Origin of the sequence: Allomesorhizobium aridi, from assembly GCF_043769475.1 — a bacterium.
In the GTDB taxonomy this organism is placed as follows: Bacteria; Pseudomonadota; Alphaproteobacteria; order Rhizobiales; family Rhizobiaceae; genus Allomesorhizobium.
Window position 1 is genome coordinate 2,649,186 of record NZ_CP171729.1, and the last position, 26,544, is coordinate 2,675,729.

22 protein-coding genes, 1 tRNA gene and 1 pseudogene are annotated in these 26,544 nt (G+C 64.4%); 14 read left to right on the forward strand and 10 right to left on the reverse strand.

The features are described 5' to 3' along the window. Nucleotides 1-256: 256 nt before the first annotated feature. Nucleotides 257-1,359, reverse strand: a pseudogene (locus ACG873_RS15075) (cobalt-precorrin-5B (C(1))-methyltransferase). A 53-nt stretch (nt 1,360-1,412) separates the two neighbouring features. Between ACG873_RS15075 and cobA the strand changes: the two are divergent. From cobA to ACG873_RS15100, 5 genes are all read left to right on the forward strand, one after another. Next, the gene (gene cobA, locus ACG873_RS15080; protein WP_394892748.1) at nt 1,413-2,189 is read left to right on the forward strand and encodes a uroporphyrinogen-III C-methyltransferase; all 777 of its coding nucleotides are present in this window, start codon (nt 1,413-1,415) and stop codon (nt 2,187-2,189) included. Next, entirely contained in the window at nt 2,186-3,499 is a 1,314-nt protein-coding gene (locus ACG873_RS15085; protein ID WP_394892749.1) for a cobyrinate a,c-diamide synthase, read from the forward strand. The genes cobA and ACG873_RS15085 overlap by 4 nt, the downstream gene beginning before the upstream one ends. A gap of 116 nt (nt 3,500-3,615) precedes the next feature. Then, nucleotides 3,616-4,380: an adenosylcobinamide-GDP ribazoletransferase gene (gene cobS, locus ACG873_RS15090; RefSeq protein WP_394892751.1), complete on the forward strand. Its 765-nt coding sequence runs from the start codon at nt 3,616-3,618 to the stop codon at nt 4,378-4,380. Between the two features lie 24 nt (nt 4,381-4,404). Then, a complete protein-coding gene (gene cobT / locus ACG873_RS15095; RefSeq protein WP_394892752.1) occupies nt 4,405-5,415 on the forward strand; it encodes a nicotinate-nucleotide--dimethylbenzimidazole phosphoribosyltransferase in 1,011 nt (336 codons plus the stop codon). A gap of 130 nt (nt 5,416-5,545) precedes the next feature. Continuing rightward, a complete protein-coding gene (locus ACG873_RS15100) occupies nt 5,546-5,857 on the forward strand; it encodes a hypothetical protein (protein WP_394892753.1) in 312 nt (103 codons plus the stop codon). A 50-nt stretch (nt 5,858-5,907) separates the two neighbouring features. On the opposite strand, the gene ACG873_RS15105 is transcribed toward ACG873_RS15100, so the two are convergent. Next, nucleotides 5,908-7,425, reverse strand: coding sequence for a DUF1254 domain-containing protein (locus ACG873_RS15105; protein ID WP_394892755.1), 1,518 nt, complete (start codon nt 7,423-7,425; stop codon nt 5,908-5,910). Between the two features lie 145 nt (nt 7,426-7,570). On the opposite strand from ACG873_RS15105, the gene ACG873_RS15110 reads away from it, so the two are divergent. Continuing rightward, complete coding sequence (locus tag ACG873_RS15110; RefSeq protein WP_394892757.1) at nt 7,571-8,596, forward strand: AraC family transcriptional regulator; 1,026 nt, start codon at nt 7,571-7,573, stop codon at nt 8,594-8,596. Between the two features lie 297 nt (nt 8,597-8,893). On the opposite strand, the gene ACG873_RS15115 is transcribed toward ACG873_RS15110, so the two are convergent. From ACG873_RS15115 to ACG873_RS15130, 4 genes are all read right to left on the reverse strand, one after another. Beyond that, nucleotides 8,894-9,565, reverse strand: a complete 672-nt coding sequence (locus ACG873_RS15115; protein WP_394892758.1) for an SH3 domain-containing protein — start codon at nt 9,563-9,565, stop codon at nt 8,894-8,896. Between the two features lie 51 nt (nt 9,566-9,616). Then, nucleotides 9,617-10,903 (reverse strand): MFS transporter, encoded by a 1,287-nt coding sequence (locus ACG873_RS15120; protein WP_394892759.1) that lies wholly within the window; start codon nt 10,901-10,903, stop codon nt 9,617-9,619. Between the two features lie 131 nt (nt 10,904-11,034). Then, nucleotides 11,035-12,474, reverse strand: coding sequence for a DEAD/DEAH box helicase family protein (locus ACG873_RS15125; RefSeq protein WP_394892761.1), 1,440 nt, complete (start codon nt 12,472-12,474; stop codon nt 11,035-11,037). Then, complete coding sequence (locus tag ACG873_RS15130; protein ID WP_394892762.1) at nt 12,471-13,649, reverse strand: NAD(P)/FAD-dependent oxidoreductase; 1,179 nt, start codon at nt 13,647-13,649, stop codon at nt 12,471-12,473. Before ACG873_RS15130 ends, ACG873_RS15125 begins: the two co-directional genes overlap by 4 nt. 136 nt (nt 13,650-13,785) lie before the next feature. Between ACG873_RS15130 and ACG873_RS15135 the strand changes: the two genes are divergently transcribed. Further along, nucleotides 13,786-14,655 (forward strand): DMT family transporter, encoded by an 870-nt coding sequence (locus ACG873_RS15135; protein WP_394892764.1) that lies wholly within the window; start codon nt 13,786-13,788, stop codon nt 14,653-14,655. Between the two features lie 27 nt (nt 14,656-14,682). Here the strand turns inward: ACG873_RS15135 and ACG873_RS15140 are convergent, their stop codons facing one another. Then, a complete protein-coding gene (locus ACG873_RS15140) occupies nt 14,683-15,231 on the reverse strand; it encodes a DUF3299 domain-containing protein (protein WP_394892765.1) in 549 nt (182 codons plus the stop codon). A 627-nt stretch (nt 15,232-15,858) separates the two neighbouring features. Between ACG873_RS15140 and ACG873_RS15145 the strand changes: the two genes are divergently transcribed. The 4 genes from ACG873_RS15145 to ACG873_RS15160 all read left to right on the forward strand — a co-directional run bounded on the left by ACG873_RS15145 (nt 15,859) and on the right by ACG873_RS15160 (nt 21,667). Then, a complete protein-coding gene (locus tag ACG873_RS15145) occupies nt 15,859-18,084 on the forward strand; it encodes a calcium-binding protein (RefSeq protein ID WP_394892767.1) in 2,226 nt (741 codons plus the stop codon). Nucleotides 18,085-18,721: 637 nt separating this feature from the next. Further along, nucleotides 18,722-19,114, forward strand: a complete 393-nt coding sequence (locus ACG873_RS15150; protein WP_394892768.1) for a hypothetical protein — start codon at nt 18,722-18,724, stop codon at nt 19,112-19,114. Between the two features lie 47 nt (nt 19,115-19,161). Continuing rightward, the gene (locus tag ACG873_RS15155; RefSeq protein WP_394892769.1) at nt 19,162-20,865 is read left to right on the forward strand and encodes a calcium-binding protein; all 1,704 of its coding nucleotides are present in this window, start codon (nt 19,162-19,164) and stop codon (nt 20,863-20,865) included. Between the two features lie 397 nt (nt 20,866-21,262). After that, nucleotides 21,263-21,667 carry a hypothetical protein gene (locus tag ACG873_RS15160; protein WP_394892770.1) on the forward strand — a complete coding sequence of 135 codons (405 nt, stop codon included), beginning with the start codon at nt 21,263-21,265 and terminating at the stop codon, nt 21,665-21,667. A gap of 42 nt (nt 21,668-21,709) precedes the next feature. Here the strand turns inward: ACG873_RS15160 and ACG873_RS15165 are convergent, their stop codons facing one another. The 3 genes from ACG873_RS15165 to ACG873_RS15175 all read right to left on the reverse strand — a co-directional run bounded on the left by ACG873_RS15165 (nt 21,710) and on the right by ACG873_RS15175 (nt 23,219). Further along, the gene (locus tag ACG873_RS15165) at nt 21,710-22,012 is read right to left on the reverse strand and encodes a hypothetical protein (RefSeq protein WP_394892771.1); all 303 of its coding nucleotides are present in this window, start codon (nt 22,010-22,012) and stop codon (nt 21,710-21,712) included. 115 nt (nt 22,013-22,127) lie between these two features. After that, nucleotides 22,128-22,203: transfer RNA gene (locus ACG873_RS15170), tRNA-Lys, on the reverse strand. A 104-nt stretch (nt 22,204-22,307) separates the two neighbouring features. Continuing rightward, on the reverse strand, nt 22,308-23,219 hold the full coding sequence (locus ACG873_RS15175) for a PhzF family phenazine biosynthesis protein (protein ID WP_394892773.1): 912 nt from the start codon (nt 23,217-23,219) through the stop codon (nt 22,308-22,310). 98 nt (nt 23,220-23,317) lie between these two features. Here ACG873_RS15175 and ACG873_RS15180 point away from each other — a divergent pair, with 98 nt between their 5' ends. Genes ACG873_RS15180 through ACG873_RS15190 form a run of 3 tightly spaced genes read left to right on the forward strand, consistent with a single transcriptional unit; the run spans nt 23,318 to nt 26,531 of the window. Next, on the forward strand, nt 23,318-24,613 hold the full coding sequence (locus ACG873_RS15180; RefSeq protein ID WP_394892774.1) for an efflux RND transporter periplasmic adaptor subunit: 1,296 nt from the start codon (nt 23,318-23,320) through the stop codon (nt 24,611-24,613). Nucleotides 24,614-24,618: 5 nt separating this feature from the next. Further along, nucleotides 24,619-25,323: an ABC transporter ATP-binding protein gene (locus ACG873_RS15185; RefSeq protein WP_394892775.1), complete on the forward strand. Its 705-nt coding sequence runs from the start codon at nt 24,619-24,621 to the stop codon at nt 25,321-25,323. Beyond that, nucleotides 25,323-26,531, forward strand: a complete 1,209-nt coding sequence (locus ACG873_RS15190) for an ABC transporter permease (RefSeq protein WP_394892776.1) — start codon at nt 25,323-25,325, stop codon at nt 26,529-26,531. The genes ACG873_RS15185 and ACG873_RS15190 overlap by 1 nt, the downstream gene beginning before the upstream one ends. Nucleotides 26,532-26,544: the final 13 nt, after the last annotated feature.

The following is a 26,544-nucleotide window of genomic DNA, read 5'->3' on the forward strand; positions in this document are numbered from 1 at the left end:
GCGTTTCCGGCAATCAATACCGTCACCGATTTGCGACAACATTTCCCGCAGTCGTCATTCCCGACCTCGTGAGCGAGCCAAGCGCAGCGGAGCGGCGTATCCGGGACCCATTGGTCCGGTCATCGGCCCGGCCCGGGCCTTCGCGCGCTTCGCACAGGTCGAGTTTTTAACGCCACCCGGCCGCGCCTCTCAATGGGTCCCGGCTCTGCCCTCGCTCCGCTCGGTTGGCCGGGATGACGAGGTTTGTGAGCACCGGTCAATCTTTGGGACCGCTACCAAAGGTAGGCGCAAAGGGCGTCTGCCCCATCAGCGCGCCGTCGCGGTCAAAAATCAGGATTTCGAGTTCGATGTCCGGGTCCTTCAGGACCGCCGCCGCCGTGCGCCAGGCGCCGTCGGCGATGGCCTTGCCGATCGGAATGCCGTCGGCGGTCGCCTCGGCGAATGCTTCGGCAACGGTGTTGGCGCCGCGGATTTTTTCCGCCAGTTCGACGGACGCGCCGGCCTCCAGCGCGACTGCCGCCAGCGCGTCGAGGTCGGCGGCGCCTCGCTTGGAATGAAGGTCGAGCATGCCTTGCGCGAGTTTGGTCATTTTCGCGACGCCACCGGCGATGGTGACGCGCGGCACCGGATGGTCGCGCAAATATTTCAGCATGCCGCCGGCGAAATCGCCCATGTCGATGAGCTGCACCTCGTGCAGGTCGTGGAACTTTTGCGCCGCGATCTCGGACGCATTGCCGGTGGCGCCGGAGACGTGGGTGAAACCCATGGCGCGGGCGACGTCGATGCCGCGATGGATGGAATGGATCCACGACGAGCAGGAATAGGGAATGACGATGCCGGTCGTTCCGAGGATCGAGATGCCGCCGAGAATGCCAAGGCGCGGGTTCAGCGTCCGCTCGGCCATCTTTTCGCCGTCGGGCACGGAGATCTCGACCTCGAAGGCGTGTTCGCCCGCCACTTCGGCGATGGCGGCGGCAATCATGCGGCGCGGCACGGGGTTGATCGCGGGCTCGCCAGGGGGATCGGCAGGCCCGGCCGCGTCACCAGGCCAACGCCCTCGCCTCGCTTGAAGATAATGCCGGCGCCTTTCGCGCCCGGCCGCACCGTGCTCTTGACCAGCGCGCCGTGGGTGACGTCCGGGTCGTCGCCGGCGTCCTTGACGATGCCGGCCATCGCCTGGCCTTCGCCCATCCGCGAGACCGCCAGAGCGAACGCGACGCGCTTGCCGCCAGGCAGCGTGATCTCGACCGGGTCGGGAAATTTGCCGGTGAGAAGCGCCGTACAGGCGGCTTTTGTCGCGGCGGTGGCGCAGGCGCCGGTGGTCCAGCCGCGCTTCAGGGGGCGATCTTCACTGTTCATGGCGCGATCTATAGGCTTGCTAGAGCCGCCCGTCATCGTCGAAAGCGGCATCCATGAGTCTCGAAAAAGCCATTGCCCGCCTGAACCACGCGCAACCGGTGCTCGAGCCCGGCCATGTCTGGCTGGCCGGCGCCGGCCCCGGCGATCCCGGCTGCCTGACGCTCGACGTGCTGTCGGCGCTGGATCAGGCCGACGCGCTGGTGCATGACGCGCTGGTGTCGGAGGAGATCATCGCGGTGGCGAGCCAAGCGGAGAAATTCTATGTCGGCAAGCGCGGCGGCAGGCTGTCGATCCCGCAGGACGAGATCAACGGCATTCTCGTACGATTGGCCAAGGAAGGTCGAAAAGTTGTCCGGCTGAAGGGCGGCCATCCGCTGGTGTTTGCGCGCGGCGGCGAGGAGGCGCTGGCGCTGGCGGCGCAAAACATTCCGTTCCGCGTTCTCTCCGGCGTGACATCGGCTTTTGGTGGGCTGGCCTCGGCGGGCATTCCGGCGACGATGCGCGGCGTCAATGGCGCGATCATCCTGGCCACCGGATTTGCCGCGGTGAGCGACGACCGCCCGGATTGGGCCGCACTCGCCCGCACCGGTCAGCCGATCGTCATCTACATGGGCATGGCCCATATGGCCGACACGGTCGAGGCCCTGTGCGCCGGCGGATTGTCCGACGATACGCCGGCAGCGTTCGTGGAGAACGCAACCCTGTCCAACGAGCGCACGGTTGTCGCGACGCTGGGCACGCTGGTCGAGACGGCGGCGCGGGAAAAGGTGGTATCCCCGGCGCTGATCGTCATCGGCCGCATCGTCTCGTTGCGCGAGAAGCTGCGATGACCGCGCGCGGCATCATCATCGGCGCGCCGCGCTCCGGCTCCGGCAAAACCAGCGTCACCATCGGCATTCTGCGCGCGCTGTCGCGGCGCGGCATCGCCGTACGCGGCGCCAAATCCGGACCGGATTACATCGACCCCGGCTTTCATGCCGCCGCCACCGGCCTGCCCGGCGTCAATCTCGACAGCTGGGCGATGGCGCCGGCGCTGCTCAATTCGCTGGCCTCGGACGCCGCGCGCGAGGCCGAACTGGTGTTCGTCGAAAGCGCGATGGGCTTGTTCGACGGCATCCCCGGCGAGCCGGGCCGTTCCGGCTCGGCCGCCGACCTCGCCCGGCTCTATGGCCTGCCGGTGCTTTTGGTGCTCGACGTTTCCGGCCAGTCGCAGACGGCGGCGGCGGTGGCAAAGGGCTTCGCGGCCTATGATCCTGAGGTGCGCATCGCCGGCGTGGTGCTGAACCGGCTGGGCAGCGAGCGCCATCGCCGCCTTGCCGGCGACGCGATCGAGGCGCTCGGCCTGCCGGTGGTCGGCGCGATCCTGCGCGACCCGACGCTCAACCTGCCCGAACGCCATCTCGGCCTGGTGCAGGCCGAAGAGCATGCCGATCTGATGGCGCATCTCGACCGCCTCGCCGACATGGTGGAGCGCTCGCTCGACCTGGACAGGATCATGGCGCTGGCAGCGCCGATGCCCTCGGCGGCGGCGGATTTTTCCGGCGCACTGCCGCCGCCCGGCCAGCGCATCGCGCTGGCGCAGGACGCCGCTTTTACTTTCCTCTACCCGCATCTGGCGGCGCACTGGCGCAACGCGGGCGCGGAGATCGTGCCGTTCTCGCCGCTTGCCGACGAAGCGCCACGCGAGGATTGCGATGTCTGCTGGCTGCCCGGCGGCTATCCCGAACTGCATGCGGCGAAACTCGCAGCCGCAGGGAACTTCCGCGCCGGGCTGAAGAAATTCGCCGAGACAAAGCCCGTCCATGGCGAGTGCGGCGGCTTCATGGTGCTGGGCGAGGCGCTGGAGGATGCCGATGGCGAAACACGCGAAATGCTGGGCCTGCTTGGCCATTCGACCAGCTTCGCCAGGCGGAAGATGAATCTCGGCTATCGCCGGGCGAAATTGTTGGCGGACTGTCCGCTCGGGCCGGCGGGCACGGTCGTCCGCGGCCACGAGTTCCACTATGCGCAGATGACCGCGCCCGGCAATGACGAGAAGCTGGCGGAACTGGCCGACGGCCAAGGCAACGCGCTCGGCGCGTTCGGCGGGCGGCGCGGCCATGTCACCGGCACGTTCTTCCATGCGATAGCGAAAGGCTGAGGCGCGATGCTTCGCGGGAGACAGTTTACTTTCTTTCTGCAGACAGGCTGCGGCCGGGCAGACTTTGCGCGAGCGGAAAAAAGTAAACTGTCCCCGGTCGCGCCGAGGGGTCACGCATGACAGTGCCGCCCGCGCAAAGGCTTCTCAGCGACCTTGCCCTCTGTCTAGTCTTTTTCACCCGCCTGCCGCTGCCGCGTTTCGAGGTGGAACACTCTACATTCGCGCGGGCGATCTGGGCCGCGCCGGTCGTCGGCCTTGTCGTCGCGCTGATCGGCGGGATTGTTTTTGCCTTCGCCGCCTTGCTCGGTCTATCCGCAGGCCTCGCAGCTGCCTTGGCGCTTGCTGCTACGATGCTCGCCACCGGCTGCCTGCATGAAGACGGGCTGTCCGACACCGCCGACGGTTTCGGCGGCGGTAAGACGCGGGACAAAAAACTGGAAATCATGCGCGACAGCCGCATCGGTACCTATGGCGCATGCGCGCTGGTCTTCTCGATCCTGCTGCGCTGGAGTGCGATTTCCGAACTTGGCGGCCCCGCCGCCGTCCTTTGCGGGCTGATCGCCGCGCATGCCGCGTCGCGGGCGCTGCTGCCTGCTTTCATGCACATGCTGCCGCCCGCGCGGGCCGATGGGCTTTCGGCCAATGCCGGCGCGATTTCATCGGACGCTGCTTTTACTGGCGCGGCGATCGGTGCGGTCGCGCTGCTTGTCCTCGGACTGTCCGGCGCGATTGCCGCCGCGCTCTGGCTCGGCCTTGTCTTCCTCCTGTTCCGCGCTCTCTGCCTCAGTCAGGTCGGCGGCCAGACCGGCGACACGATCGGCGCGCTGCAGCAGGCCGGCGAAATCGCCGTGCTTCTCGTCGCATCCGCCGTCTTCATTTGACTCTTTTCCGGAGATTTTTCCTCTATGCCTTTCAAATCCTTCGATGAACTGCGCACCGCCTGCCAGGACCTGCCGGCCGGCGACGACCGCGCGGCAGCCGCAGTCGCCGCCCGCCAGGATACGCTGACCAAACCGCAGGGCAGCCTCGGCCGGCTCGAAACCATCGTCGCCTGGCTGGCGCGCTGGCAGGGCCGCGACACGCCCAGGCTCGACAAGGTCAAGGTCATCGTCTTTGCCGGCTCGCACGGCGTGACTGCGCAAGGCGTGTCGGCATTCCCGTCGGAAGTCACCGCGCAGATGGTGTCGAATTTCGCCGGCGGCGGCGCCGCCATCAACCAGCTCGCCCGCGCCGCCGGCGCCGAACTCGACGTGATCCCGCTCGAAATCGACCGCCCAACCGGCGATTTTACGCAGGTTCCGGCGATGAGCGAGGAGGAATTCCTCGACGCCGTGTCGATCGGCCACGCCTCCGTCGCGGGAGATCTCGACCTCGTCTGCTTCGGCGAAATGGGCATCGGCAACACCACGACCGCCGCGGCAATTGCAGCGGCGCTGTTCGGTGGCAAGGCCGAGAGATGGACGGGCCGTGGCACCGGCGTCGACGACGCCGGCCTGCAGCGCAAGATCGCGGCAATCGAAAAGGCGCTCAAGCTGCATGCCGAAATCCTCGGCGACCCGCTGAAGGCCGCCGCCGCCGTCGGCGGGCGCGAGCTTGCCGCGATCCTCGGCGCTACCCTTGCGGCCCGCCAGCTCGGCATTCCGGTCCTGCTCGACGGCTTTGTCTCCACCGCCGCCGCGGCGCCCTTGGCAAAACTGCACCCGGCAGGTCTCGCCCACGCGCTCGCCGGCCATGTCTCGGCCGAGGCCGGTCATCGCGGCCTGCTCGCGGCGCTGGAGCTGCCGCCGCTGCTTGAATTGGGCATGCGGCTCGGCGAAGGCTCGGGCGCATGCCTCGCCGTCAACATCGTGCGCTCGGCGCTCGCCTGCCACACCGGCATGGCGAGTTTCGCCGAGGCCGGCGTGTCCGAGAAATAGCCGGCATGATGGCCAGCGGCCGGCAACGCCAGCCCTTTTGTCCGCGATGCCTGCCGCCCCCGATCGAGCGGGAACCAATGATGACGGCAGCCGTTTTTGCTTCAACTATTCGAGGCGAAGGGATTTCACCATGGTTGCCAATTTGTGGAGACATCACAGCGATGTCGGCGATGATCTGGAGGCGCAGATCGCCAGGTTGAGCCGTGAAGTGGCTTCGCTGAAGAAGACGCTGAGCAAGCGCGGCACGGCCGCCTATGAGGACACCAGCGAACGCGCCGCCGATCTCTACGAGGACGTTCTCTCCCGCATCAGCGACGCCATGCCGGACATCAAACGGCAGTCGCGTGCCGTCCAGAAAGCCGCGCATGACAATCCGGTCGCGACTGCGGTTGTCGGAGTCGCCGTGATCGGCCTGTTGCTCGGCCTGCTCGCCCGGCGGTGATTCAGGACGCTCCCGGATTAAGTCCGACAAAAGTTGCCGTTAGTTGTCCCCTACTTCACGAGTTCGAACTCGCCCGGCTTCCAGGTCTTGTCGAACCATGACTCCAGCGGGCCATAGAGGCGAAGAAGAACGTTCCAGCCCTTGCCGGGAACTGTCTGGACCCAGTTGGCCTCATGGCCTTCCGGCGCTGTCGGACCGAACCAGACATCGACCGAGGAGTCGGCGTTGATCACAATGTCTTTCTTGTCGCTCCCGATGCTGGGGAATTGTTGGTCCGTCTGCAGCATCGAACGCGTCTGGTTGTCATACGCAACGAACGACCAGAATTCCTTTGCCGGAATGTTTGGCGGCAGGTGGATCTTATAGGTCTTGCCGCCATCGAACGGCTTGCCGTCCTTGTCGGTCGTGGCCCCGGCGTATTGCGAACCGATGCCGACGCGCTTTATCGCCATGGCCGGCGTGATGCCCGTTGCATAGTAATGGAACAGGACGCGGGCATCCAGATAGCGAACGCCGGGCTGCATAAGAAACTCGTAGCTGCCGCCGACAAAGCCGGTGAACCAGGCACTGTCCGGATAATAATAGGCATCCTCCATGCGGGTCTTGAAGGTGATGGTGCGCGCCGTCGCATTGCCGACGGCCACGGCTTCTGTGAGTATCTTCCTCATCCGCTCGTCGGGTGCGAACGGTTTGCCTTTTACAATGCCGATGGCGGCGAGTTGTCCCAGCACTTCCGGGTGATAGGACTCCTCCGGTTCGTATTGGACGATGTCGTTCACTTCCTCGTAGAAATGGAAATCATTGGCATGGATGGTGTTGAACTCCTTGCCCGAGGAATTGATGATCTTCATCGGCGGCGGGTTGTCGGCTTCCGAAAGAGGATAAACCCTGGCGAATTTCCTGGTGTTTTCGACAGCAGTCGCGGTGCTGCCGTTTTCGAGGAAGCCGCGCCAGAAGAACAGGTTTCCGTAGGTTGACGTCTTAAACACGAAATAGCCTTCGGGTATCTCTCCTTGGTAACCCGGCGGCAAAAGCAGGTATTTCCCGCCCTTGCCTTTGTCCGGTCCGGCATTGCCGACATCGCCGACATATTGGAACCAGTGGTTGTCGATCATGCCTAGGATATTCGGCGGCGTCTCGATGACCAGCGGACCGGCCTTGGTGTCCAGCCACATCAGATTGTAGATGCTTTCGGTGTTGCCGGTCAGGAACAGCGAACGCGAGTCCGCCAGATTTTCGAAGATCAGGATGGTCTGGTTGTTGTCGGCCCCCTGGCTGGCAAATCCAACCCGCATGGCTTCGACCGATGCGCCGGGCATGGCATTGAGAAAAGCATCGACGCCGCGCATGAAGTCGAGATTGTCGTAGATCTTCTCCGATGTGGCGTCGTCCGGGAAGCCATCGAAAAAATTGAGTTTGCCAATCCTGGTGTCCACACTCTCCGGCGTGACGATCGAATCCGGTATCGGCGTCGTCATCTTCATCTTCGGCGCTTCGGCGGAAGCGGCGCCCAAGCCCATCAGCACCATCGCGGCGGTGGCGCAAAGCAGTCTCGTCATGCGTATCATTGCCTTTTCCTCGCTAGTAACCACTGCAACCGTCGGTCGTTCCAGGCGGTTGTCAATCGCGACAGATGCACCATTGAGCCGCAACGGCGTTGCGGCACCACTCATTTTGCGCCAAGGCTGAAGAATGCTTCGAGGATAGTTAAGAATGTCCACGACCCCGGTCATTTCGAACCTGACACTGCATGGTCTGCCGCAGCTGATCCGCCGCGAGCTTGGCGAGCGGACCTTGGCTCGGGCTGTCCGCGCCGCCGGCGTTGACCTCGAAGTGATCGAAGGCGAAAGCTGCTTCATTCCCCAGGCAGCGGCTTTGAGGCTGATCGACACGGCGGCGCGAGCTGCCGGCGAGGCCAATTTCGGACTGCTGATGGCCCCGCAGATGGATGTCGCCAATTACGGAGCATATGGGCAATACATCTACGCCGCCGATACGCTCGGCGTCGCGATCGGCCGGGCTATCGAAGCCCTCGCCTACCACTCCACAGGCGATACGATGACCCTTGCCACCCGCGGTGACGAGGCTCGCTACAGCTATGGCCTCGCCCTCGCTGGCCACCCCGGTTACGACCATGCCGCGAACGTCGCGGCGGGCGCGCTGTCAAGCGTTTGCCGGCATTTCCTGTCCGGCAGTTGGCGGCCGCTCAGGATCGAGCTCGATATCCCCCGGCCGCGCCACGCTGCCCCCTTCGAAGACATGTTCCACTGTCCCGTGGTCTTCAATGCACCTACGATGACCGTTGTGTTCGACCGCGGCTACCTGGACGCATGCGGTCCGGCGCCGGCCGCGGCGCCTATCGTCACCATCACCGACGTGGCGCGGGATCGGCGAGGCGTCGCCCCGCGCGATACGCTGGGCGTCATCTCGGAACATATCCGCCTCCAGGTCCGCGGCGGATCGATCTCGCTCGACAGGACCGCCCGCGCCATGGGCATCAGCATCCGAACTCTGCAGCGCGAGTTGAATCGCGAGGGAACGGATTTCCGCTCCTTGGCGAATACTGCTCGAGCCGGGCGGGCCACTGAGCTGCTCCGCCACACGGATGTCTCGATCACCCGCGTTGCCGCGGAGCTTGGTTATTCCACTCCGGCCAATTTCAGCCGCGCCTTTCGCAGCGCCACCGGCCTGAACCCCAGCGCGCTTCGTGCGGCCGAGCGAACGCTGCCGATGCAGTAGCAGTTGCAATCGCCCAAGAGCGTGTAGTGTCGATCACCGCGATGCGAAAGCGTTTTCTCGTGGTGGTCCCACCTTCAGGGGTGGCGGGCTGAATGGAATGCCCGCTTGCGGCGCGACCAAGCCGCTCCGCCCGCCCAAGCCAGGGGGCAAATTTCACCCACAGCCGAAATTCAAACCGAGGTGCTACCCCTTGCCTGACACGCAATCGCATCGGGAAAGCGTGGATCGCTAACCTTCCTCATCCTGACGTGCGAGCACAGCGACCTCCAAGGACGCACCACTACGCTGATGGTAGTCCTACAAATAGCACTCGACGCCGCGTTCGCCCTGGCGAGTGTATGCGCTGTGTTCGCCGCATTGCTTGCCGTTCAGCATCAGGTCGAAGGGGCACTGGCAATTGCCGCCCTGTGGCGCACGCGCCGGATGGCGGCCGCCGAGCAGCGAGCCCCAGGGCCTGGAACCCGCCGGACGGCTTTGCACCGGCAGCGCAGGCCTCGGCCCTTCCGCGACCGCTGCCTTCGGCGCTGTCGATTGCGCGCCGAGATAGTCGCCATGGATCCAGCCCTTTTGCCCTGCGACCGAGACCAGCCGCCATTTGCCGTCGCGCGCCAGCACCCCAACCTTCTGGCTGGGTTTCAGCGTCGAGACGATCGCCGCGGACGTGCTCGCCTTGGCGCGGAGGTGAACGCGCGAGGTGGTGAACAGCGAAGTTGCCTTGGCCGGGATCTTGCCGACCGGCTTTTCCGGGCGCGGGATCGAACCGGTGGCCATTTGCGACGGGCGCGCCCGAGGGGCGACCGCTTTCCTGGGCGTCGCCGGCAAAGCCGCCTGGCGCTCGACCGACTTCGCCGGCCGGTGCGCGACGTCGGCGCCGCGCCGGCTGGGCGGCTCCTGGGTCATCGCCCAAAATCCGGCCGCCGCAGCGCCGACAAGCAGCCATCTGAGTTTCGGGAGCGTGAATCCAGCCATGCCGGCGATAATGCCGGCAAGGCCTTAAAACGCGGTTGACGGGATCAGGCTCTATCTTCCTGCGCGGCCGTGATCTGTTTCCAAAACCGACTCCCAGTTTTGGGGATCATGCCTGACGAACCCGCGCGAGCGCCACAGCAGGAACACCATCACCGAAACGTTCAGCAGGTTCCAGGCGATGCCGTTGAGGAATGCGGCCGCATAGGAGCCGGTCAGGTCGTAGATCCAGCCCGACATCCAGCCGCCGAGCGCCATGCCGACGACCGTGGCCATGACGACCACGCCGACGCGCCGCCCGGCTTCCGCCGCCGGCATGTATTCGCGAACGATGATGGCGTAGCACGGCACGATGCCGCCCTGCGACAGGCCGAAGATAAAGGAAACGACATAGAGCGAGGCAAGCCCGTCGAAGGGGATGTAGAAAAGCAGCGCGAGGCCTTGCAGCACCGAGCCGATGAGCAGCGTCTTGATGCCGCCGATCCGGTCGGCGAGAAAGCCGGAGCCTAGCCGGCTGACGATGCCCGCCGCCAGCATCAGCGACAGCATCTCGGCGCCGCGCGCCACGCCGTAGCCCAGGTCCATGCAGTAGGCGACGATATGCACCTGCGGCATCGACATCGCCACGCAGCAGGCGACGCCGGCAACGACCAGCAGCGCCTGCAGCACCGGCGGCGATATTGTGATCGGCTGAACGCGCGCCCGGGACGGCGCACCCTGCGCATGCCCGTGGCCATCGGCGGGCTGCCTGCGCCGAAGCAGGAGCAGCAGCGGGATCATCGCCGCAATGCAGATGATGCCGATGCCGACATAGGTGGCGCGCCAGCCATCGGAGACGAGAAAGCCCTGCATGCCTATCGGCCATATCGCGCCAGCGATATAGTTGCCGCTCGCCGCCACGCCGACGGCGACGCCGCGGCGGCGGTCGAACCAGTGCGAGATGTCGGCGATCAGCGGCCCGAACGTCGCCGACGAGCCGGCGCCGATCAGGACGCCCTGCACGAGCGCAAATTGGGTGACGGAGGTGGTCAGCGCCGCGAGGATGAAGCCTACGCCCATCACCAGCGCGGCAATGATGCCGGGCCCCATGAAGCCGAAACGGTCGATGAAGCGGCCGATGACGAGATTGCCGAGCGCAAAGCCGATCATCGTCAGCGTGTAGGGCAGCGAGGCGTCGCCGCGATCGACCCCGAATTCGGCCTGCACCGCCGGCAGCACCACCACGACCGCCCACATGCCGACACCGCCGAGCGTCGACAGCAGCGTAGAGATCGCCAGCCGCCGCCAGGCGTAGGCGCCATCGATGTCGGAGGCGGCATGCGCGCCCGTTGATCTCGTCATTGTCTGCCGCATTCCAATTTTGCCCACATATGGGGCGTGTCCTTGGGCAGTCTTGGCCGGATTGCACTGGCTTGGCAGCGCCACAGGCGCATTTTCGAGGCGCCAACGCTCCCTTACCGACTCCGTGCCGCCTACAGAGCCTCCGCGCCCATCACCTCGGCGATCTCCTCAAGCAGCCGCGTGTCGTCGCCCGCCATGCCGTCCATCGACATCATCCGCGAAACCACCGTCGCGCCGATCCTTTCCTCCACCGTGCCCTCGGCATAGGCGTAGTAGATAATCGCGCGGCGGCCGTCCCGATGGGCGCGGCCCTCGATCTGCTGCAGCTGAATGGCGCTGTGGCGAAGGTCGTGCACCACAAGCGAGCGCTCGCGTTCTCCGCCCGGCATCTCGCCCTGATGCAGCGAGATCGATTCGGTGACGGTGAAGACCACGGCATCAAGCTGGCCGGTCTGGAAGGCCACCCGCGTCGCTTCGTTGGCTTCGCCTGAACGCTCGCCATTGATTTCGCCGACCGACCAGCTGCGCGCGCGCAGCTTTTCCGTCAGCATGGCGCTGGTTTCGAGGAAAGCGACGGAGATCGCCACCTGCTGGCCGTTGGCCAGCAGATCCTCGACGAATTCGACCGTACCCGAAGTGCGGATCAGGCTCGCCTTCTGGCGGAACCGCAGATCGGCGGCCCAACCCGCCGGCTTGCGGGTGCTGCCGCCGGCCAAGCCCAGCTCGCGCCTAAACTCGCGCCACGTCGCATCGTAGAGTTTCTTGCCGGCCGGCTCGAGAGCTACCGGCGCAAGCTCGCGCTGCACCTCCGGCCAACCGGCAATGTTTTCGGGGCGGCGGCGCATGCCGATGGCGTTGCGGCCCCTGTAGAGCAGGTCCGACATCAGCTTGCGGTCGCGCTCGTTGGGCTCCCACGACCAGTTCTTCCAGCGGCCTTTGGCGCGGCCGATGCCGAGCCGCTTCATCAGCTTGCGGAACTCGTCGATCTCGCCGCTTGAGCCGCCGGTGGCGTAGGCGAGCAGCTTGCCAAGATAGGAGAGTTCGTGCGGCGACTGCCCCGCCGTCGCGCTCATGTAGATGGTGAACTCCGCGGCCGCAGCCATCTGCCGGCAGACTAGGCCCTGCTGCGCATTGGGATTGCGGATGCGGTGGCTCTCGTCGATGACGACGATCGGCCACACGCGCTTCGGCGTGCCGAGCCGGGCAAGCTCGTTGTTCTTCGCCCGCGTCGAGCGCTTGGTGCTGACCGCCGGTGGCGCCATCAGCGATTTGGTCCGCTCGAAATTCATGATGGTGACGCGTTTGCCGGCATCAGGCGAATGCGCGATGGTGCGCCGCCATTGCGGGATGGCGCCCTTCGGGCAGATCACCAGCACGTCCTTTTCCGGCATCGCCGAGATCGCCAGCCAGGCAGACAACGTCTTGCCGAGCCCGGTCAGGTCCCCGAGCAGGAAGCCCGGCCGACCCTCCTTGCGCGACGCGAGGATCGCCTGGCTCGCCTCGACCTGGTGCGGTCGCGGGATGAAATCGTGGTCGCGGTCCGGCCCGGCCATCGTGATCGAAGGGTTCATGCCGCCTGCCCCGCGCACCAGCCGGACGACCATGCCCACTGGAAATTGTAGCCGCCGAGCCAACCGGTCACGTCGACCACCTCGCCGATGAAATAGAGCCCCGGAATCGATTTCGCCTCCATGGTTTTCGAATCGAGGTCGCGCGTGTCGACGCCGCCCAACGTCACTTCCGCCGTGCGGTAGCCTTCCGACCCGGCCGGCTTGACCCGCCAGCCATTGACAGCCGCCTCGAGCTTGCGCAACGCCTTGTCGGAGAAATCGGCGAGGTTGCCCGTGGCGTTCGCATGTTCGGCGATCGTCTGCGCCAGCTTCTTCGGCAGGAACGACGCGAGTGCTGTCTGCGCCGCCTGCTTTCCATTCTCGGCGCGGGCCCTGCGCAGCTCTGCAAAAACGTCGGTTTCGGGCAGCATCGAGATGCCGATCTCCTCGCCCTCGCGCCAGTAGGACGAGATCTGCAGGATTGCCGGGCCGCTGAGGCCGCGATGCGTGAACAGCATGGCTTCCGAAAATTTCGTCTTGCCGCAGTACACGACCGCGTCGACGGCGACGCCGGAAAGCGGCGCGAGCCGCCCCAGCGTATTCTGGTCGAAGGTCAGCGGCACCAGCGCCGGGCGGGTCTCGACGATCCGCAAGCCGAATTGGGCGGCGACATCGTAGCCGAAGCCGCTGGCGCCCATTTTCGGGATCGACTTGCCGCCGCTCGCCACCACCAGAGATTTCGTGCGGACCGTCCCATCGTTCAGCACCAGCACAAACCCGTGATCGGATTTCTCAATGGTTTCGACCCGCGTCGAAAGGCGCAGTTCCACCCCAAAACGCTTCATCTCGCCGACCATCATGTCGATGATCTGCCTGGCCGAGCCGTCGCAGAAGAGCTGGCCCAGCGTCTTTTCGTGCCAGGCGATGCCGTGCCGCTCGACCATGGCGATGAAGTCGCGCTGCGTGTAGCGGGCGAGCGCCGAAATGCAGAAATGCGGGTTCTGCGAGATAAAGTTCTTCGGGCTGGAATGGAGGTTGGTAAAATTGCAGCGGCCGCCGCCGGAGATGCGGATCTTTTCGCCGGGCGACGCGGCATGTTCGACGACCAGCGCCGAGCGGCCGCGCTTGCCCGCCTCCACGGCGCACATCATGCCCGCCGCCCCCGCCCCGATCACCACCACGTCGAAAGATTCCAAGCCGTATCTCCTGCCGAAACGGCTCACCTATAGCACCCAGGCGGAAGATGGGAGTCGCAGGCGAAAAGCCGTTGGACCATTCGATTGACGCAGCCTAGCCGTTGCAACTCGATCGCTCGCTTGCGAAACCGCCGCCATGAACCGGCAATCGAACCTTCTCGCGGCATTCTGGATGGCCTGCTCGCTGGCCTGCATGCTCCTGATGACCATTGCCGGCCGGGAGACCACGCGCGAGCTCGACGTGTTCCAGGTAATGGAGATGCGCTCCGTCGTCGGGCTGTTCATGCTCTATCCGCTGATCCGGATCGCCGGCGGCTTTGGCGCGATGCGGACGCAGCGTCCCTGGCAGCATGTCGGCCGCAACATCGCCCACTATGCCGGCCAGTTCGCCTGGCTGCTGGCGCTCACCATGATCCCGCTGGCGCAACTCATCGCCATCGAGTTCACGGCCCCGATCTGGACCGCCCTGCTCGCGGTCAGCTTCCTCGGCGAGCGCATGAACATCTGGAAGATCACCGCGATCGTGCTCGGGCTGATCGGCGTGACGATCATCGTGCGCCCCGGCGTCGACGCCTTCGATCCCGGCCAGCTTGTCGTGCTTTCTGCCGCCTTCGCCTTCGCGATCTCATTTGCGATGGTGAAATCGCTAACCCGCACCGAAACCGTAGTTGCGATCATCTTCTGGATGCTGATCATCCAGTCGATCATCGGCCTCGTTCCCGCGATCTACGTCTGGCAGCAGCCCTCGGCTGAAGTCTGGCCGTGGATCCTGGTCATCGCGTTTGCCGGATCCTTCGCGCATTACTGCATGGCCCGCGCCATGGTGCATGCCGACGCGACGGTGGTGATGCCGATGGATTTCCTGCGCGTGCCGGCGACGGCGGCCGTTGGCTGGCTGCTTTATTCCGAGCAGATCGACGCGCTTACCGCGCTCGGCGCAGCACTCATCCTGACCGGCAATCTGCTCAATCTGGCGGGCAGGACGACGCGCCCGCAGCCCGCCTGACGCGCCCGATGCGCTCCTGAAGTCCCGTCACTTCTTCAGGAAATTCCAGGGCGTCGCCTTGCGCGGCGTTGCGGCGTCGCCGGCGGTCCCGGCCTTGGCGACCTTTGCGCGGCCGATGCTGTAGCCCGACTGGATAACCGTCACGCCGTCCAGCACGAACAGTTGCGTCGTTTCGAGACCCGGCTTCAGCACGCCCGATATCGACACGGGCTCATATATCTCGGTCAGCTTGTAGGGCCGCTCGGAAGTGACGTGGACCGTCTGGTTGGGCGGAGGCGGCGGCACGTGGGCGCAAAGGCCGCCCCATGGCAGGAGCATGAACTCGTAGACAAGATCGCCTTCGCGATCGACAGGCAGCAGGTACCCGGTCAGTTCGATCGTCTTGCCCTGAAGATCCCACGCCAGCGTTTCGCCGCCCTGGCCGCCGCTCGCAGCAGTCGTTGCCGGAGGTTTGCCGCTCTCCGGCCGCAGTTCGCTCCAGCGGATTTTCAGGGTGTCGACAGAGGCGCTTGCCGCGCCGAAGAACAGAAGGCAGGCGGCCGCCGCGCATCCAGTGAATTTGAAACGGTTGCCCACCGGCAGCTCTCCACTTGTCATCGACGTGAGTAAAGGGCGTTGGCCGGCGTACGTCAATTGTACGAGTGTGCACGCTATCGAAGGCCGATAAATGGCCCCGTACGCGGCCCGAACAGGCGCCAGTTGGTCGGCTGCTCGCAGAAACCGGCGTCATAGGGCCGGTCCGTGCACGCCCAGCGGTATGTCTGGGTGGAGTCCGGACCGAGGCAGCCGGAAGCCAAAGCTGCCGCCGCCAGCATCGCCAAGACCAGGTATAGCCGCATCGTCAGACCTCCGTTTGCGCCAACCCGGCGCGGACCGCCCGTCACACTACCGCCGACGGAATGAATACGCCGGGAGCCACGTCAAACGCAAACAACTCCTCGGCGGCAGATTCATGTTGTTCGCGCTTTTGCCCTCGCGAACCAGCAGCAACGCTTCAACCGCTCTGCTCGTCAACGGCGACATCGAATGAAACAGCTTGCAACCAAACCGCGTATCGGGCGACATCTTCCGGTTACAGTAGGCGTCGAAATAGCGGCGTTCCACGCAACCGACTGAGCCGGTCAACCTCCACTTTTGTCGACAGTTTTTCGCCGAAGGCACTCGCCCCGGAGCAATCCCGCTGTCTCTTAGGAAAGTACCAAGATGTCTCTCACCAGCACCTATTCCCACCTCGCAACCAAGACCGAGTTCCAGGCCAGCAGCTTCGAACCCGGCGACCAGCTTTTGCCGGAGGTGACCGGCCTGTCGAATGGCGGCTTCGCCGTCGCCTACAACAATAACAACATTGCCGACGGCTTTGTCCTGGTCGACTTCTACGATGCCGCCCACAACCCGGTCGGCACGTTCAAGATACCTTTTGACGCGACCACCAAGGCCATGGGCCAGCCGCAGCTGATCGAACTCGATAACGGGAATGTATTGGTGACCTGGGAGAATGATGTGCCCGGCGCTGCCGGCGTCAAGGGTCATTTGTACACGACCGCCGGGGAACCGATCGGCGGTGAGATCTATCTCATGTTGGGCATAGCTGACGGCGTGGATAGAGACGTTCAGGTCGCAGCCCTGGAATTCGGCGGATTCGTGGTTACGCAAACATCAGGGGGCAACGTCTCCCAAACTCGCTACACCAACGAGGGCGTAAAAATCGATACCGGCCAGCAGGTCAATACGCTCTCAGGCCACCAGGCAGACGGCGCCGTCGCGGCTTTGAGCACCGGCGGCTATGTCGTCACCTATACCGACACCGATCTGGCCGACCAGACGACGATACGCGCCCGTATCTACAATGCCGACGGCTCGACGCATGTGAACGACTTCAACGTCGCCACTGGCGCCGACAACACCCAGTCGAAGGTGGTCGGCCTGGCAGACGGCAAATGGGCGGTGGTCTATACCGACACCGGCTGGGACGGCGCCGACAGCGGCAATTCGGGCATCGCGCTGCAGATTTTCAACGGCGGCGCCAACATCACGCCTGGCAGCTTCATCCGCGTCAACAATCCTTCCACGCAGGCCGATATCGAACCCGACATCGCGGTCCTGGAGAACGGCTTCATCGTGGTCAGCTGGACCAGGCAGTATACCGTGACCGATTCCGATGTCATAGCGCGCGTGTACACCGCTGAGGGTGTCGCGGTGATGGGTGAATTCCGCATCACCGTTTCCGCCGATATGGATGTGAAGTCGGCTGTCGCCGGGCTGCTTGCCGGTCAATTCGTCACCGCATGGCAGGACAACACCACCGACGGCAGTGGCGGACAGATCGGCGCCCAAATAACGGAGATCGTGCGCACCACGACCGGGGATGGTACGGGCGACTTTTTCATAGGCGATGAATTGCGCGACATCGTTCACGGCCTCGGCGGTCAGGACTACTTTGTCGGCGGCGGCGGCAACGACGAACTGAACGGCGGCAGCGAAGACGATCTGCTCTCCGGCGGCGACGGGAACGACCTGCTCAACGGCGGCACGGGCATCGACATGATGTACGGCACCGATGGCAACGACACGCTTGACGGCGGCGTCGGCGCCGACACCATGTACGGCGGCACCGGCAACGACACGTTCATCGTCGACAACATCGGCGACAAGGTTTTCGAAGCGAATGGGGCCGGCACGGGCATTGATACCGTCCGAACCTCCGTCAACTATTCGGTGGTCGCGCAGTTCGTCGAGAAGATGGTGTTGCTTGGCACCGGCTCGATCAACGCCGTCGGCAACAATCTGAACAACACCATCACTGGCAACGATGGCAACAACGCCATCGACGGGCGCGGCGGTGCCGACACCATGACGGGTGGATTGGGCAACGACACCTATTACGTCGACAATGCGGCCGACAAGGTGGTCGAGGCGAACGGAGCCGGCACCGGCACCGATACGGTGAACTCGTCCGTGACCTATTCGGCCGCCGCGCAATTCGTGGAGAACATCACGCTGACCGGAACCGCAGTGATCAATGCCACGGGCAACAATCTCGCCAACACGATCGCCGGCAATGCCGCAAACAATGTTCTTACCGGGGCGCTCGGCGCAGATGCCTTCTTGTTCCGGACCGGGCTGAACGGCACGACCAACGTCGACACCATCACTGACTTCAACGTTGTGGATGACATTATCCAGCTTGAAGATTTTATCTTCACGCAAGCCGGTGGTGGCGGCGGTGGCGGCCTCGGCACCTTGTTGGCCGGCCAGTTCAGGACCAATAACACAGGCGCCGCACAGGACGCCGACGACCGTATCATCTACGAAAGCGACTCTGGCAAGCTTTGGTACGACAGCAACGGCAACGCCGCTGGCGGCAACTACCTGTTCGCCGACCTCGCTTCCGGACTGGCGCTTACCAACGCCGATTTCTTCATCGTTTGAGGCGGATCGCCGCCGGCTGCAGGCCGGGGAAAACACTCGTTTCGGATTTTCGACATCCGGCGAGCCCGTTGATCGGCCCGAAAACAACAGGGATGCGCGCCGGAGCGAACTTCCGGCGCGCATCCCTGTTTCGTGCACGACCCATACGCCTGTCCGCTAAACCCATGCCGCCGGGATCAACCAGGCCCCCCGCAAGTCCACCCACTTGCGCGTGCAGGTTGAATGGAGCAATCTGGGTACTCCCAGATCTACGGGGGCCTCGAGAAGCGGCCAGTCTGGGCTCCGCGTGGAAATATCATCGCGGGGCGGAGATTTTAGCACACGCGACGGCACTTGCCGGTCTTCAGTATTCTGCCTGCAGGCGGACCGGATGCATGCGATCCACGAATATGGATTGCGGTAGTGTGGGGGATACTGTGGCCGCATTCACATCTCCAGGAAACGAGAACGCGCTCTGCCGCGCTGGCCTGATGGCCGACGCCAATGGCGCCGCCGCCGGGCGCCGCGCTATCTTCGCCACGCCCGGCACCGGGCTGGCAATGATTGCGCGGATCGCACCGCGCGGCCGGTCCCTCCGCAGCAAACACAAGGCTTAGCGAAACGAACCATCCTTCATCATCCGCAAACGGAGATTACCATGCCTATGGGACGCATCGGACAGGAACTCATCGTCAATTCGACGGTAACGGGTTCACAATTCGATCCATCGATCACGGCACTGGCCGACAGTCGCTTCGTCGTGACGCGGACGCACAGTGATGGCGTTGACCAAAACATCCTCGGCCGGATCTTTAATTCCGACGGCAGCGTCGCCGGTAACGACTTCCCCATAAACACAACGACAGCGAACGTCCAATCAATGTCTTCGGTGACGGCGCTGACTGACGGCCGCTTTGTCGTGACGTGGCGCTCTCTCGGTGTTGGCATCAACGCCGACATCCGCGCCCCGCGTCTACAATGCCGACGGCAGCCCCGACCTTACAGTCAACATGGGCGACGACTTCATCGTCAACTCTACATCGACGAGTGATCGACTTTATTCACTGACCACGGCGCTGGCCGATTTCACAGGAGGAAATGATGGGCGTTCAATCGACAGACATCTATATCGAACAGACCGACGGCCCCTCGGCCATCATCTACGTAGCCGCTGACGAGACATGGACGATCCTTTCGGGCGTCCTCGTCGGTTCGCAGGACAATCACGGCATCGTTAGCATCCATGCGCGCAGCACGCTCATCAATAATGGCTACATCTTTTCCGGTGACCTGCAAGGCTACGGTGTTCGATTTTTTGACGTCGACGGTGCGATCACAAACAACGCCGGAGCCAGCATTGTCGGAATGAGCGGTTTGTCCATCGCCAGCGGAACCGTCAACAATCACGGCTCAGTGAATGGTTATCGGGTTAGTGGCGTAAGCATGAGCAGCAGCGTCCTGAACAACGACGGTGAGATCTTCGGCAGGACTGAGGGAGTCTTCGCGGCCGGCGGCAATGGCGGCGTCATCAACAACTCGGGCGTGATCTCATCGGACGGTAATGGAATCTGGGTCAACATCGAAAGTCCGTCGGCAATATGGACCATCGACAATGCCGCCGGCGGGATCATCAGGGGAACGCAGGCTGCGATTTTCACCTCCACTCCCTTCTTCGGGGGTCCGGGAATCTCGCTCAACAACCGTGGCCTGATCGACGGCGACATCAACTGTACGGCAGGCGGCAGCAACGACAGCATCGTCAACCGCGGCACGATCGACGGCGACGTGTTCCTCGGCAGCGGCAATGACATCTACAACGGCGTGGCGGGCCTCGTCACGGGGGCCATCCTGGGTGACGCGGGCAACGACACGCTGCGCAGCGGCGCCGGCAAAAATACGCTCGACGGCGGCGACGACAACGACACGCTTGACGGCGGCGTCGGCGCGGACACCATGATCGGCGGCAATGGCAACGATACCTACTTTGTCGACAGCATAGGCGACAAGGTGTTCGAGGCGAACGGTGAGGGCACCGGCACGGACACCGTGCAGACCAGCGTCAGCTTCTCGGTGGTGTCGCAGTTCGTCGAGAACATGGTGCTTTTGGGCACCGGCTCGATCAGCGCCATCGGCAACAACCTTGACAACACCATCACCGGCAATAGCGGCAACAACGCCATCGACGGGCGCGGCGGCATTGATGTCATGCAAGGTGGCTTGGGCAACGACACCTATTATGTCGACAATGTGCTCGACCGCACGATCGAGGCCAATGGCGCCGGCACCGACACCGTCGACACCACCGTGTCCAAGGCTTTTGTCGACCAGTTCGTCGAGGTGATCCGGCTCTCCGGCTCGGGCAACATCAACACCACAGGCAACAGCCTCGCCAACACCATCGTCGGCAACGGCGCCAACAACGGGATAAATGGCCGCGAAGGCAGCGACACCCTGACGGGCGGCTACGGCAACGACAGCTTCGTGTTCAACACGGTTTTGGGCGCAGGCAATATCGACACCATCACTGACTTCAACGTTGTGAATGACATTATCCAGCTTGAAAATTCTATCTTCACACAAGCCAGTGGTAGCGGCGCGGGTGGTGTCGGCACCTTGTTGGCCGGCGGGTTTAGAACCAACCTGACCGGCACCGCACAGGACGCCGACGACCGTATCATCTACGAAAGCGACTCTGGCAGGCTTTGGTACGACAGCAACGGCAACGCCGCCGGCGGCAACTACCTGTTCGCCGACCTCGCTTCCGGGTTGGCGCTTACCAACGCCGATTTCTTCATCGTGTGAAGTTCGCGGATCGGTCGTTGTGCAGCGGCAATACAATCTAAGACAGCGGCGGCGGGTTAAAGACGGCGCGGGTTTTGCGAAACTGGTAGGAGCGTGGCTTGCGGGGGGCAGCGGAATGAGCGTGTTTTTTCTCGGAACTTGCCGGCTGTACGATGCGGCCCGTCTTCTGCGAACTCAGGGCACAGAGACCGCAATTCCGCCATCACCTGGCACGCAGCCGCCGCATCGGTTCATGTCGCCGCGCCAGATGCTACAGTTCGTTCAGCATATGCGCGGACGGCCTTACCACTACACAGACGCCAACCTTCATCTGATCTCGACCGAGGCTTACGATGCTATCGCTGCGGGACTGGATCGGTCAGAGGTGCTTGCGAATGTTAACGCCATGAGGCCAACGTTGCACGAACACGCCGCCTTCGTGATCGAGGTGTCGACTTCTGCGGAGCACATGGTAGGGCCGCTGGCGATCGGCACGTTCCTCGGCAACAGGCTGGGAGAGAATGCGGGACGCAGCATCCATTCACTGACGCGCGCGGAGATAGTCGCGACATTGGCGGAAGCCCGCCGCCACCTCGGCGGTCGGCCGGTAGTGTGGGTTTCTTATGCCGCTCCGTTGCGCCCTGATCTAATCGCCAAGCAGAAGAAGGTAGCGGACGCCCTGCGGATCATCGCCGAGCGCCTTGGCGACGCCCTTGTCGACGCCTATTCGGAAATGCGTTCTTTCGGACAGGAGCGCATTTTCAAGGATTGGCGAAAACGATACCGATCACTACTCGGCCTTGGCCATTGGCCGCCTGGCTAGGCTGATTTCAGACAAGCTGCCGGCTGCGCAATCAGCCGCGGCCTAGCGGTTCATCATGATGTCGGAATAGGTACCCTCGTCCACAACGCGCAAATGCTCGATCGCAGCGACATGGTAAGCGGAGCCGGCACGGAACTGCGCCTTGATGTGCCGCCGCAGGCCACGGTTGGTGTCGATCGGCCTTCCTGCTTCGTCGAGGCCGGTGTAGCGCTCGTCGAAGCGATAGAGGAGCCGGAAATGCCACGCATGCGGCAGTGCGCGGCGGGCTTGCTCGACCTCATGAAAGACCGGGGCCTGCTCGCCAATCGCGAGTTGGCAATGTTCGACCGGATGTCGGCCGAACATTCCGGGCGGAACGGTTGAAGAACAGAAAAGTCTCGTTAAGACGTGAGACGCGTCTTACACGGTCTTACGTTCTTCTCTTGTTCCGTGTCACAAGCGGCTAAGTCGTTGAATTATATGGTGGGTGCGACAGGGATCGAACCTGTGACCCGCTGATTAAGAGTCAGCTGCTCTACCAACTGAGCTACGCACCCACACCATCGGACGACCGATGCAGGCGCGATATAGCCACAGCTTCGGGGCCTGTCCAGCCCCCGCCGCCTTCATTCGCGCCAAATCGTCGGCCTGTGCCATTCGGTCACGCGTAGAGCACGCCTTCCGCTACCTTCACCGCGTTGCCGCCGATCCGGGCGGCCGCCATGGCGGAGTTTTCGACGTCGATCTCCAGCCTGATGCGCGACGGGCGTCCCATTTCGACGCCCTGCTCGATCCAGAAGCGCGACGGCCCCTCCGGCGGCGCATCGAACTGCATGATCACGCCGGCGAAAGCCGCCGCCGCCGAGCCCGTCGCCGGATCCTCGTAGGAGGGCGAGCCGGGCACGAACATGCGCGCATGGAACGAGTTGTCGCGGCTGGCCGTCTCGCGGCAATAGACATAGGCGCTGGCGGTCTTGCCGTCGCCGCGCTGTGGTGAAAGCTCCCGCCATGCCTGGTTGTCGAGCCGCGCCCGGCGCGCCGCGTCGAGGCCGGAAACCGGGATGGCGATGTAAGGCACGCCGGCCGACCAAAGGCCGACGCGGTGGTTCTCGAAGCCGATCTCGTGCGGCGCGAGACCCACCGCCGCGCCGATTGCGGCGGCATCTGCCGAAAGCGCCAGCTTTTCGGGAACTTGCGGCAGGTCGAATTCGGCGAATGTCGCCGCCTTGCCGCCGGTGACGGCGCAGCGCACCGGGCCGATATTCTCCTCGAACACGAAGATGGCAGCCGCGCCCTCGCCCTCCTGCGCTTCGTAGAGCGCGATCGCCGTGCCGACCGTTGGGTGGCCGGCAAACGGCATCTCGTAGACCGGCGTGAAGATGCGCACCCGGGCCCTGTGCGAAGCGTCGCGCGGCGCGGTGACGAAACTGGTTTCGGAGAGGTTGAACTCGCCGGCTATGCGCTGCATGGCGCCTGTGTCGAGCCCCTCGGCGTCGAGCACGACGGCGAGCGGATTGCCGGAGAGCCGCTGTCCGGTGAACACGTCGTAGATCACATATTTGCGTCCCTGCATCGGACTGCCCCTGAACATGAGCGAAATTTAACTTGTAATCCGCCCCGAACGGCATGACCTGTCGCTGAGAGGGATTTCCGAACGCATTGGGGTCCGGCATGGACCAGATTGTCAACCGGCCAGAGGCCGAAACCCGACGCTCCATCGAGTCGGAGCTCGGGCTTGACGGCCGCACGCCTGGCAGCAGGCGTCGCCCGGGCTTGCGTTACGCGGCCGCCGGCCTCGTCCTGGTGGCAGCCGTGGCGGTAGGCTCCTATTTCTGGCTCGGCCGGTCCGGAGCGGAACCGGCCTATGCAACCGTCGCAGCCGAGATCGGCGATCTCGTCGTCGAGGTGTCGGCCACGGGCACGCTGCAGCCGCTGATCCAGGTCGACATTTCCAGCGAGCTTTCCGGCGTCGTGCGCGAAGTCGCCGTGAACGAGAACCAGGAGGTCAAGAAGGGTGATGTGCTCGCCGTCCTGGATACCGCGCGGCTTTCGGCACAGGTCGAGCGGGCGGAAGCCTCGGCCAAGGCCGCGGAGGCGAAGGTGGAAGACACCCGCACGACGCTCTCCGAAACCGAAAGGGCGCTTTCCCGCGCCGAGCAGCTTTCGAGCCGCGGCATGGTCGCCGACCAGGCGCTGGAAACGGCGCGCGCCGCCCGTGACCGCGCCGACAGCGCCGTCGCCATGGCCGAAGCCAATCTGGCGATTGCGGTCGCCGAACTGAAGCTGCAGCAGGCAGACCTGCAGAAAAGCACCATTTATGCGCCGATCGACGGCATCGTGCTCACCCGTTCGGTCGATCCCGGCCAGACCGTCGCCTCCTCGCTGCAGGCGCCGGTTCTTTTCGTCATCGCCGCCGACCTGAAGAAGATGGAACTGAAAGCGGCGATCGACGAGGCCGACATCGGCGGGGTGCGCCCCGGCCAGACGGCGCGCTTCACCGTCGATGCGTTTCCCAACCGCCGCTTCGACGCCGAGATTCGCGACATTGCCTTCGCCTCGGTCACCACCGAAGGGGTCGTCACCTATGACGCGCGCCTCGACGTCGACAATGCCGAACTGCTCCTGCGCCCGGGCATGACCGCCACGGTTTCCGTGACGACGCGCGAGGCAGGCGGGGTGCTGACGGTGCCGAGCGCCGCCTTCCGCTACCGGCCGCCGGTTGAGAACGCCTCGCGCGGCTGGAGCCTCGAAAACCTGTTCATGCCGCGCATGCGGCGGGGCGGCGATCGGCAGCGCCAGCAAAGCGCCGCGCCCGACGGCGAACGCACGCTCTATGTGCTCACGGGCGGCGCGCCGGAGCCGGTCAAGGTCAGGACCGGAGCGACCGACGGGGAGCGGACGGAAATCCTGTCCGGCCTCTCGGCCGGCGATTTGGTGGTCACCGGCACGGCGCGGGAACGGAACTGAGCGGCATGTTCGGCAAGACCCTGATCAGCTTCGACAAGGTCTGGAAAACCTACGGCAAGGGTGAAGCCAAGGTGCATGCGCTGGCGGGAGTCGATCTCGCCATCGCGCGCGGCGAGTTCGTCGCGATCATGGGCCCGTCCGGCTCCGGCAAGTCGACCGCCATGAACATCATCGGCTGCCTCGATACGCCGACCTCCGGCCGCTACGGCTTCCTCGGCGTCGATGCCGGGCGGCTCGACCGCAATCGCCGCGCCCTCCTGCGCAACCTTCATGTCGGCTTCGTCTTCCAGGGCTACAATCTGCTGGCGCGGACCACGGCGGCCGAAAACGTCGAACTGCCGCTGATTTATCGCGGCGTTGCCGCCGCCGAGCGCCGCTCGCTCGCGATGCGGGCGCTGGCGGAGGTCGGCCTTAGCGGCCGCGAAAGCCATACGCCGGCCGAGCTTTCCGGCGGCCAGCAGCAGCGCGTGGCGATCGCCCGCGCCATCGTCACCCGGCCGACGCTGCTCGTCGCCGACGAGCCGACCGGCAATCTCGATACGGCGCGCAGCCACGAGATCATGAGCCTGGTGACCCGTCTCAATCGCGATCTCGGCCTTACCATCGTCATGGTGACGCACGAGGCCGAAATCGCCGCCTATGCGGAGCGCACCATCCGCTTCCTTGACGGCCACGTCGCCTCCGACACAAGCAACCGCGAGGCGGCGTGATGTTCCTCGAAACCGTTCGCCTGGCGCTTATCTCGGTCCGCCGCAACGTGCTGCGCTCCTTCCTGACGCTGCTCGGCATCGTCATCGGCGTGGCCGCCGTCATCGCCATGATCACGATCGGCTCGGGCACCACCGAGAAGGTCAAGGGCGACATTTCCAAGCTCGGCAGCAATCTTCTCGTCGTGCGGGCCGCGCGGCCGGACAGGTCCGGCTCGACCTCGTTCACGCCGCCCGCGCTCGACGACAAGGACGTGGCCGGGCTGCGGAGCGGCCTGACCGACGTCAGGGCCGTATCCGCCACGGCGCAGCGCCAGGTCCGGGTCGTGTATGGCGCGGAAAACGTCGCCGCAGACGTGAACGGCGCCGATACGGATTATCTCATCGCGCGCGACTGGAACGCCGCTTCCGGCCGCGTCTTCACCGAGTCCGAGGTGCGCGGCGGAACCAATGTCTGCGTTGTGGGCGAAACCGTGCGCTCGGAATTCTTCGGAGCAGGCGATCCCGCCGGGCAGTCTATCCGCGTCGGCCGGATGAGCTGCCGGATCATCGGCGTCCTGGAGCGCAAGGGCACTTCCGGCTTCGGCCAGGATCAGGACAATGTGGTAGTGATGCCGCTGATCGCTTTCCAGCGCCGCATCGCCGGCGATCGCGATATCGACAGCATCTATGTGTCGGCCGCAGATGGCGTGGCGACTTCGACGGTCCAGGCCGACATCGAGACCATCCTGCGCGAGACGCGCCGTATCCCACCCGACGGCGACGACAATTTCCAGGTCCGCGACATGACGCAGATCGCCGACGCCATGGCAAGCGCCACCACGACAATGACCGGCATGCTGGGCGCGGTCGCCGCCGTCAGCCTGCTTGTTGGCGGCATCGGCATCATGAACATCATGCTGGTCTCGGTGACCGAGCGGACGCGCGAGATCGGCATCCGGCTGGCGATCGGCGCGCACGAGAAGCACATACTGATCCAGTTCCTGGTCGAGGCGACGGTGCTGTCGCTGCTCGGCGGCCTGATTGGCATTGCGCTGGGACTGGCCTTGGCGGGCGCAGCGTCGCTGACGCTGTCGATCCCGTTTGCGCCGAGCCTCGCCGTCATTCTTCTGGCGGTGGGATTTTCCGCGCTGATCGGCATGGTGTTCGGCTTTTTCCCGGCGCTCCGCGGCGCACGGCTGGATCCGATCGACGCGCTGAGGCATGAGTGAGGGCAAGCCGCCG

Bases quoted from the DNA above. Each gene is read 5' to 3' on its own strand.
- ACG873_RS15135 (WP_394892764.1), top strand. From the start codon at position 13,786: ATGAACCGGCAATCGAACCTTCTCGCGGCATTCTGGATGGCCTGCTCG.
- ACG873_RS15185 (WP_394892775.1), top strand. From the start codon at position 24,619: ATGTTCGGCAAGACCCTGATCAGCTTCGACAAGGTCTGGAAAACCTAC.
- ACG873_RS15175 (WP_394892773.1), bottom strand. From the start codon at position 23,219: ATGCAGGGACGCAAATATGTGATCTACGACGTGTTCACCGGACAGCGG.
- ACG873_RS15085 (WP_394892749.1), top strand. From the start codon at position 2,186: ATGACCGCGCGCGGCATCATCATCGGCGCGCCGCGCTCCGGCTCCGGC.
- ACG873_RS15155 (WP_394892769.1), top strand. From the start codon at position 19,162: ATGATGGGCGTTCAATCGACAGACATCTATATCGAACAGACCGACGGC.
- ACG873_RS15165 (WP_394892771.1), bottom strand. From the start codon at position 22,012: ATGTTCGGCCGACATCCGGTCGAACATTGCCAACTCGCGATTGGCGAG.
- ACG873_RS15100 (WP_394892753.1), top strand. From the start codon at position 5,546: ATGGTTGCCAATTTGTGGAGACATCACAGCGATGTCGGCGATGATCTG.
- ACG873_RS15125 (WP_394892761.1), bottom strand. From the start codon at position 12,474: ATGAACCCTTCGATCACGATGGCCGGGCCGGACCGCGACCACGATTTC.
- ACG873_RS15145 (WP_394892767.1), top strand. From the start codon at position 15,859: ATGTCTCTCACCAGCACCTATTCCCACCTCGCAACCAAGACCGAGTTC.
- ACG873_RS15150 (WP_394892768.1), top strand. From the start codon at position 18,722: ATGCCTATGGGACGCATCGGACAGGAACTCATCGTCAATTCGACGGTA.
- cobA (WP_394892748.1), top strand. From the start codon at position 1,413: ATGAGTCTCGAAAAAGCCATTGCCCGCCTGAACCACGCGCAACCGGTG.
- ACG873_RS15115 (WP_394892758.1), bottom strand. From the start codon at position 9,565: ATGGCTGGATTCACGCTCCCGAAACTCAGATGGCTGCTTGTCGGCGCT.
- cobT (WP_394892752.1), top strand. From the start codon at position 4,405: ATGCCTTTCAAATCCTTCGATGAACTGCGCACCGCCTGCCAGGACCTG.
- ACG873_RS15120 (WP_394892759.1), bottom strand. From the start codon at position 10,903: ATGACGAGATCAACGGGCGCGCATGCCGCCTCCGACATCGATGGCGCC.
- cobS (WP_394892751.1), top strand. From the start codon at position 3,616: ATGACAGTGCCGCCCGCGCAAAGGCTTCTCAGCGACCTTGCCCTCTGT.
- ACG873_RS15105 (WP_394892755.1), bottom strand. From the start codon at position 7,425: ATGATACGCATGACGAGACTGCTTTGCGCCACCGCCGCGATGGTGCTG.
- ACG873_RS15110 (WP_394892757.1), top strand. From the start codon at position 7,571: ATGTCCACGACCCCGGTCATTTCGAACCTGACACTGCATGGTCTGCCG.
- ACG873_RS15180 (WP_394892774.1), top strand. From the start codon at position 23,318: ATGGACCAGATTGTCAACCGGCCAGAGGCCGAAACCCGACGCTCCATC.
- ACG873_RS15190 (WP_394892776.1), top strand. From the start codon at position 25,323: ATGTTCCTCGAAACCGTTCGCCTGGCGCTTATCTCGGTCCGCCGCAAC.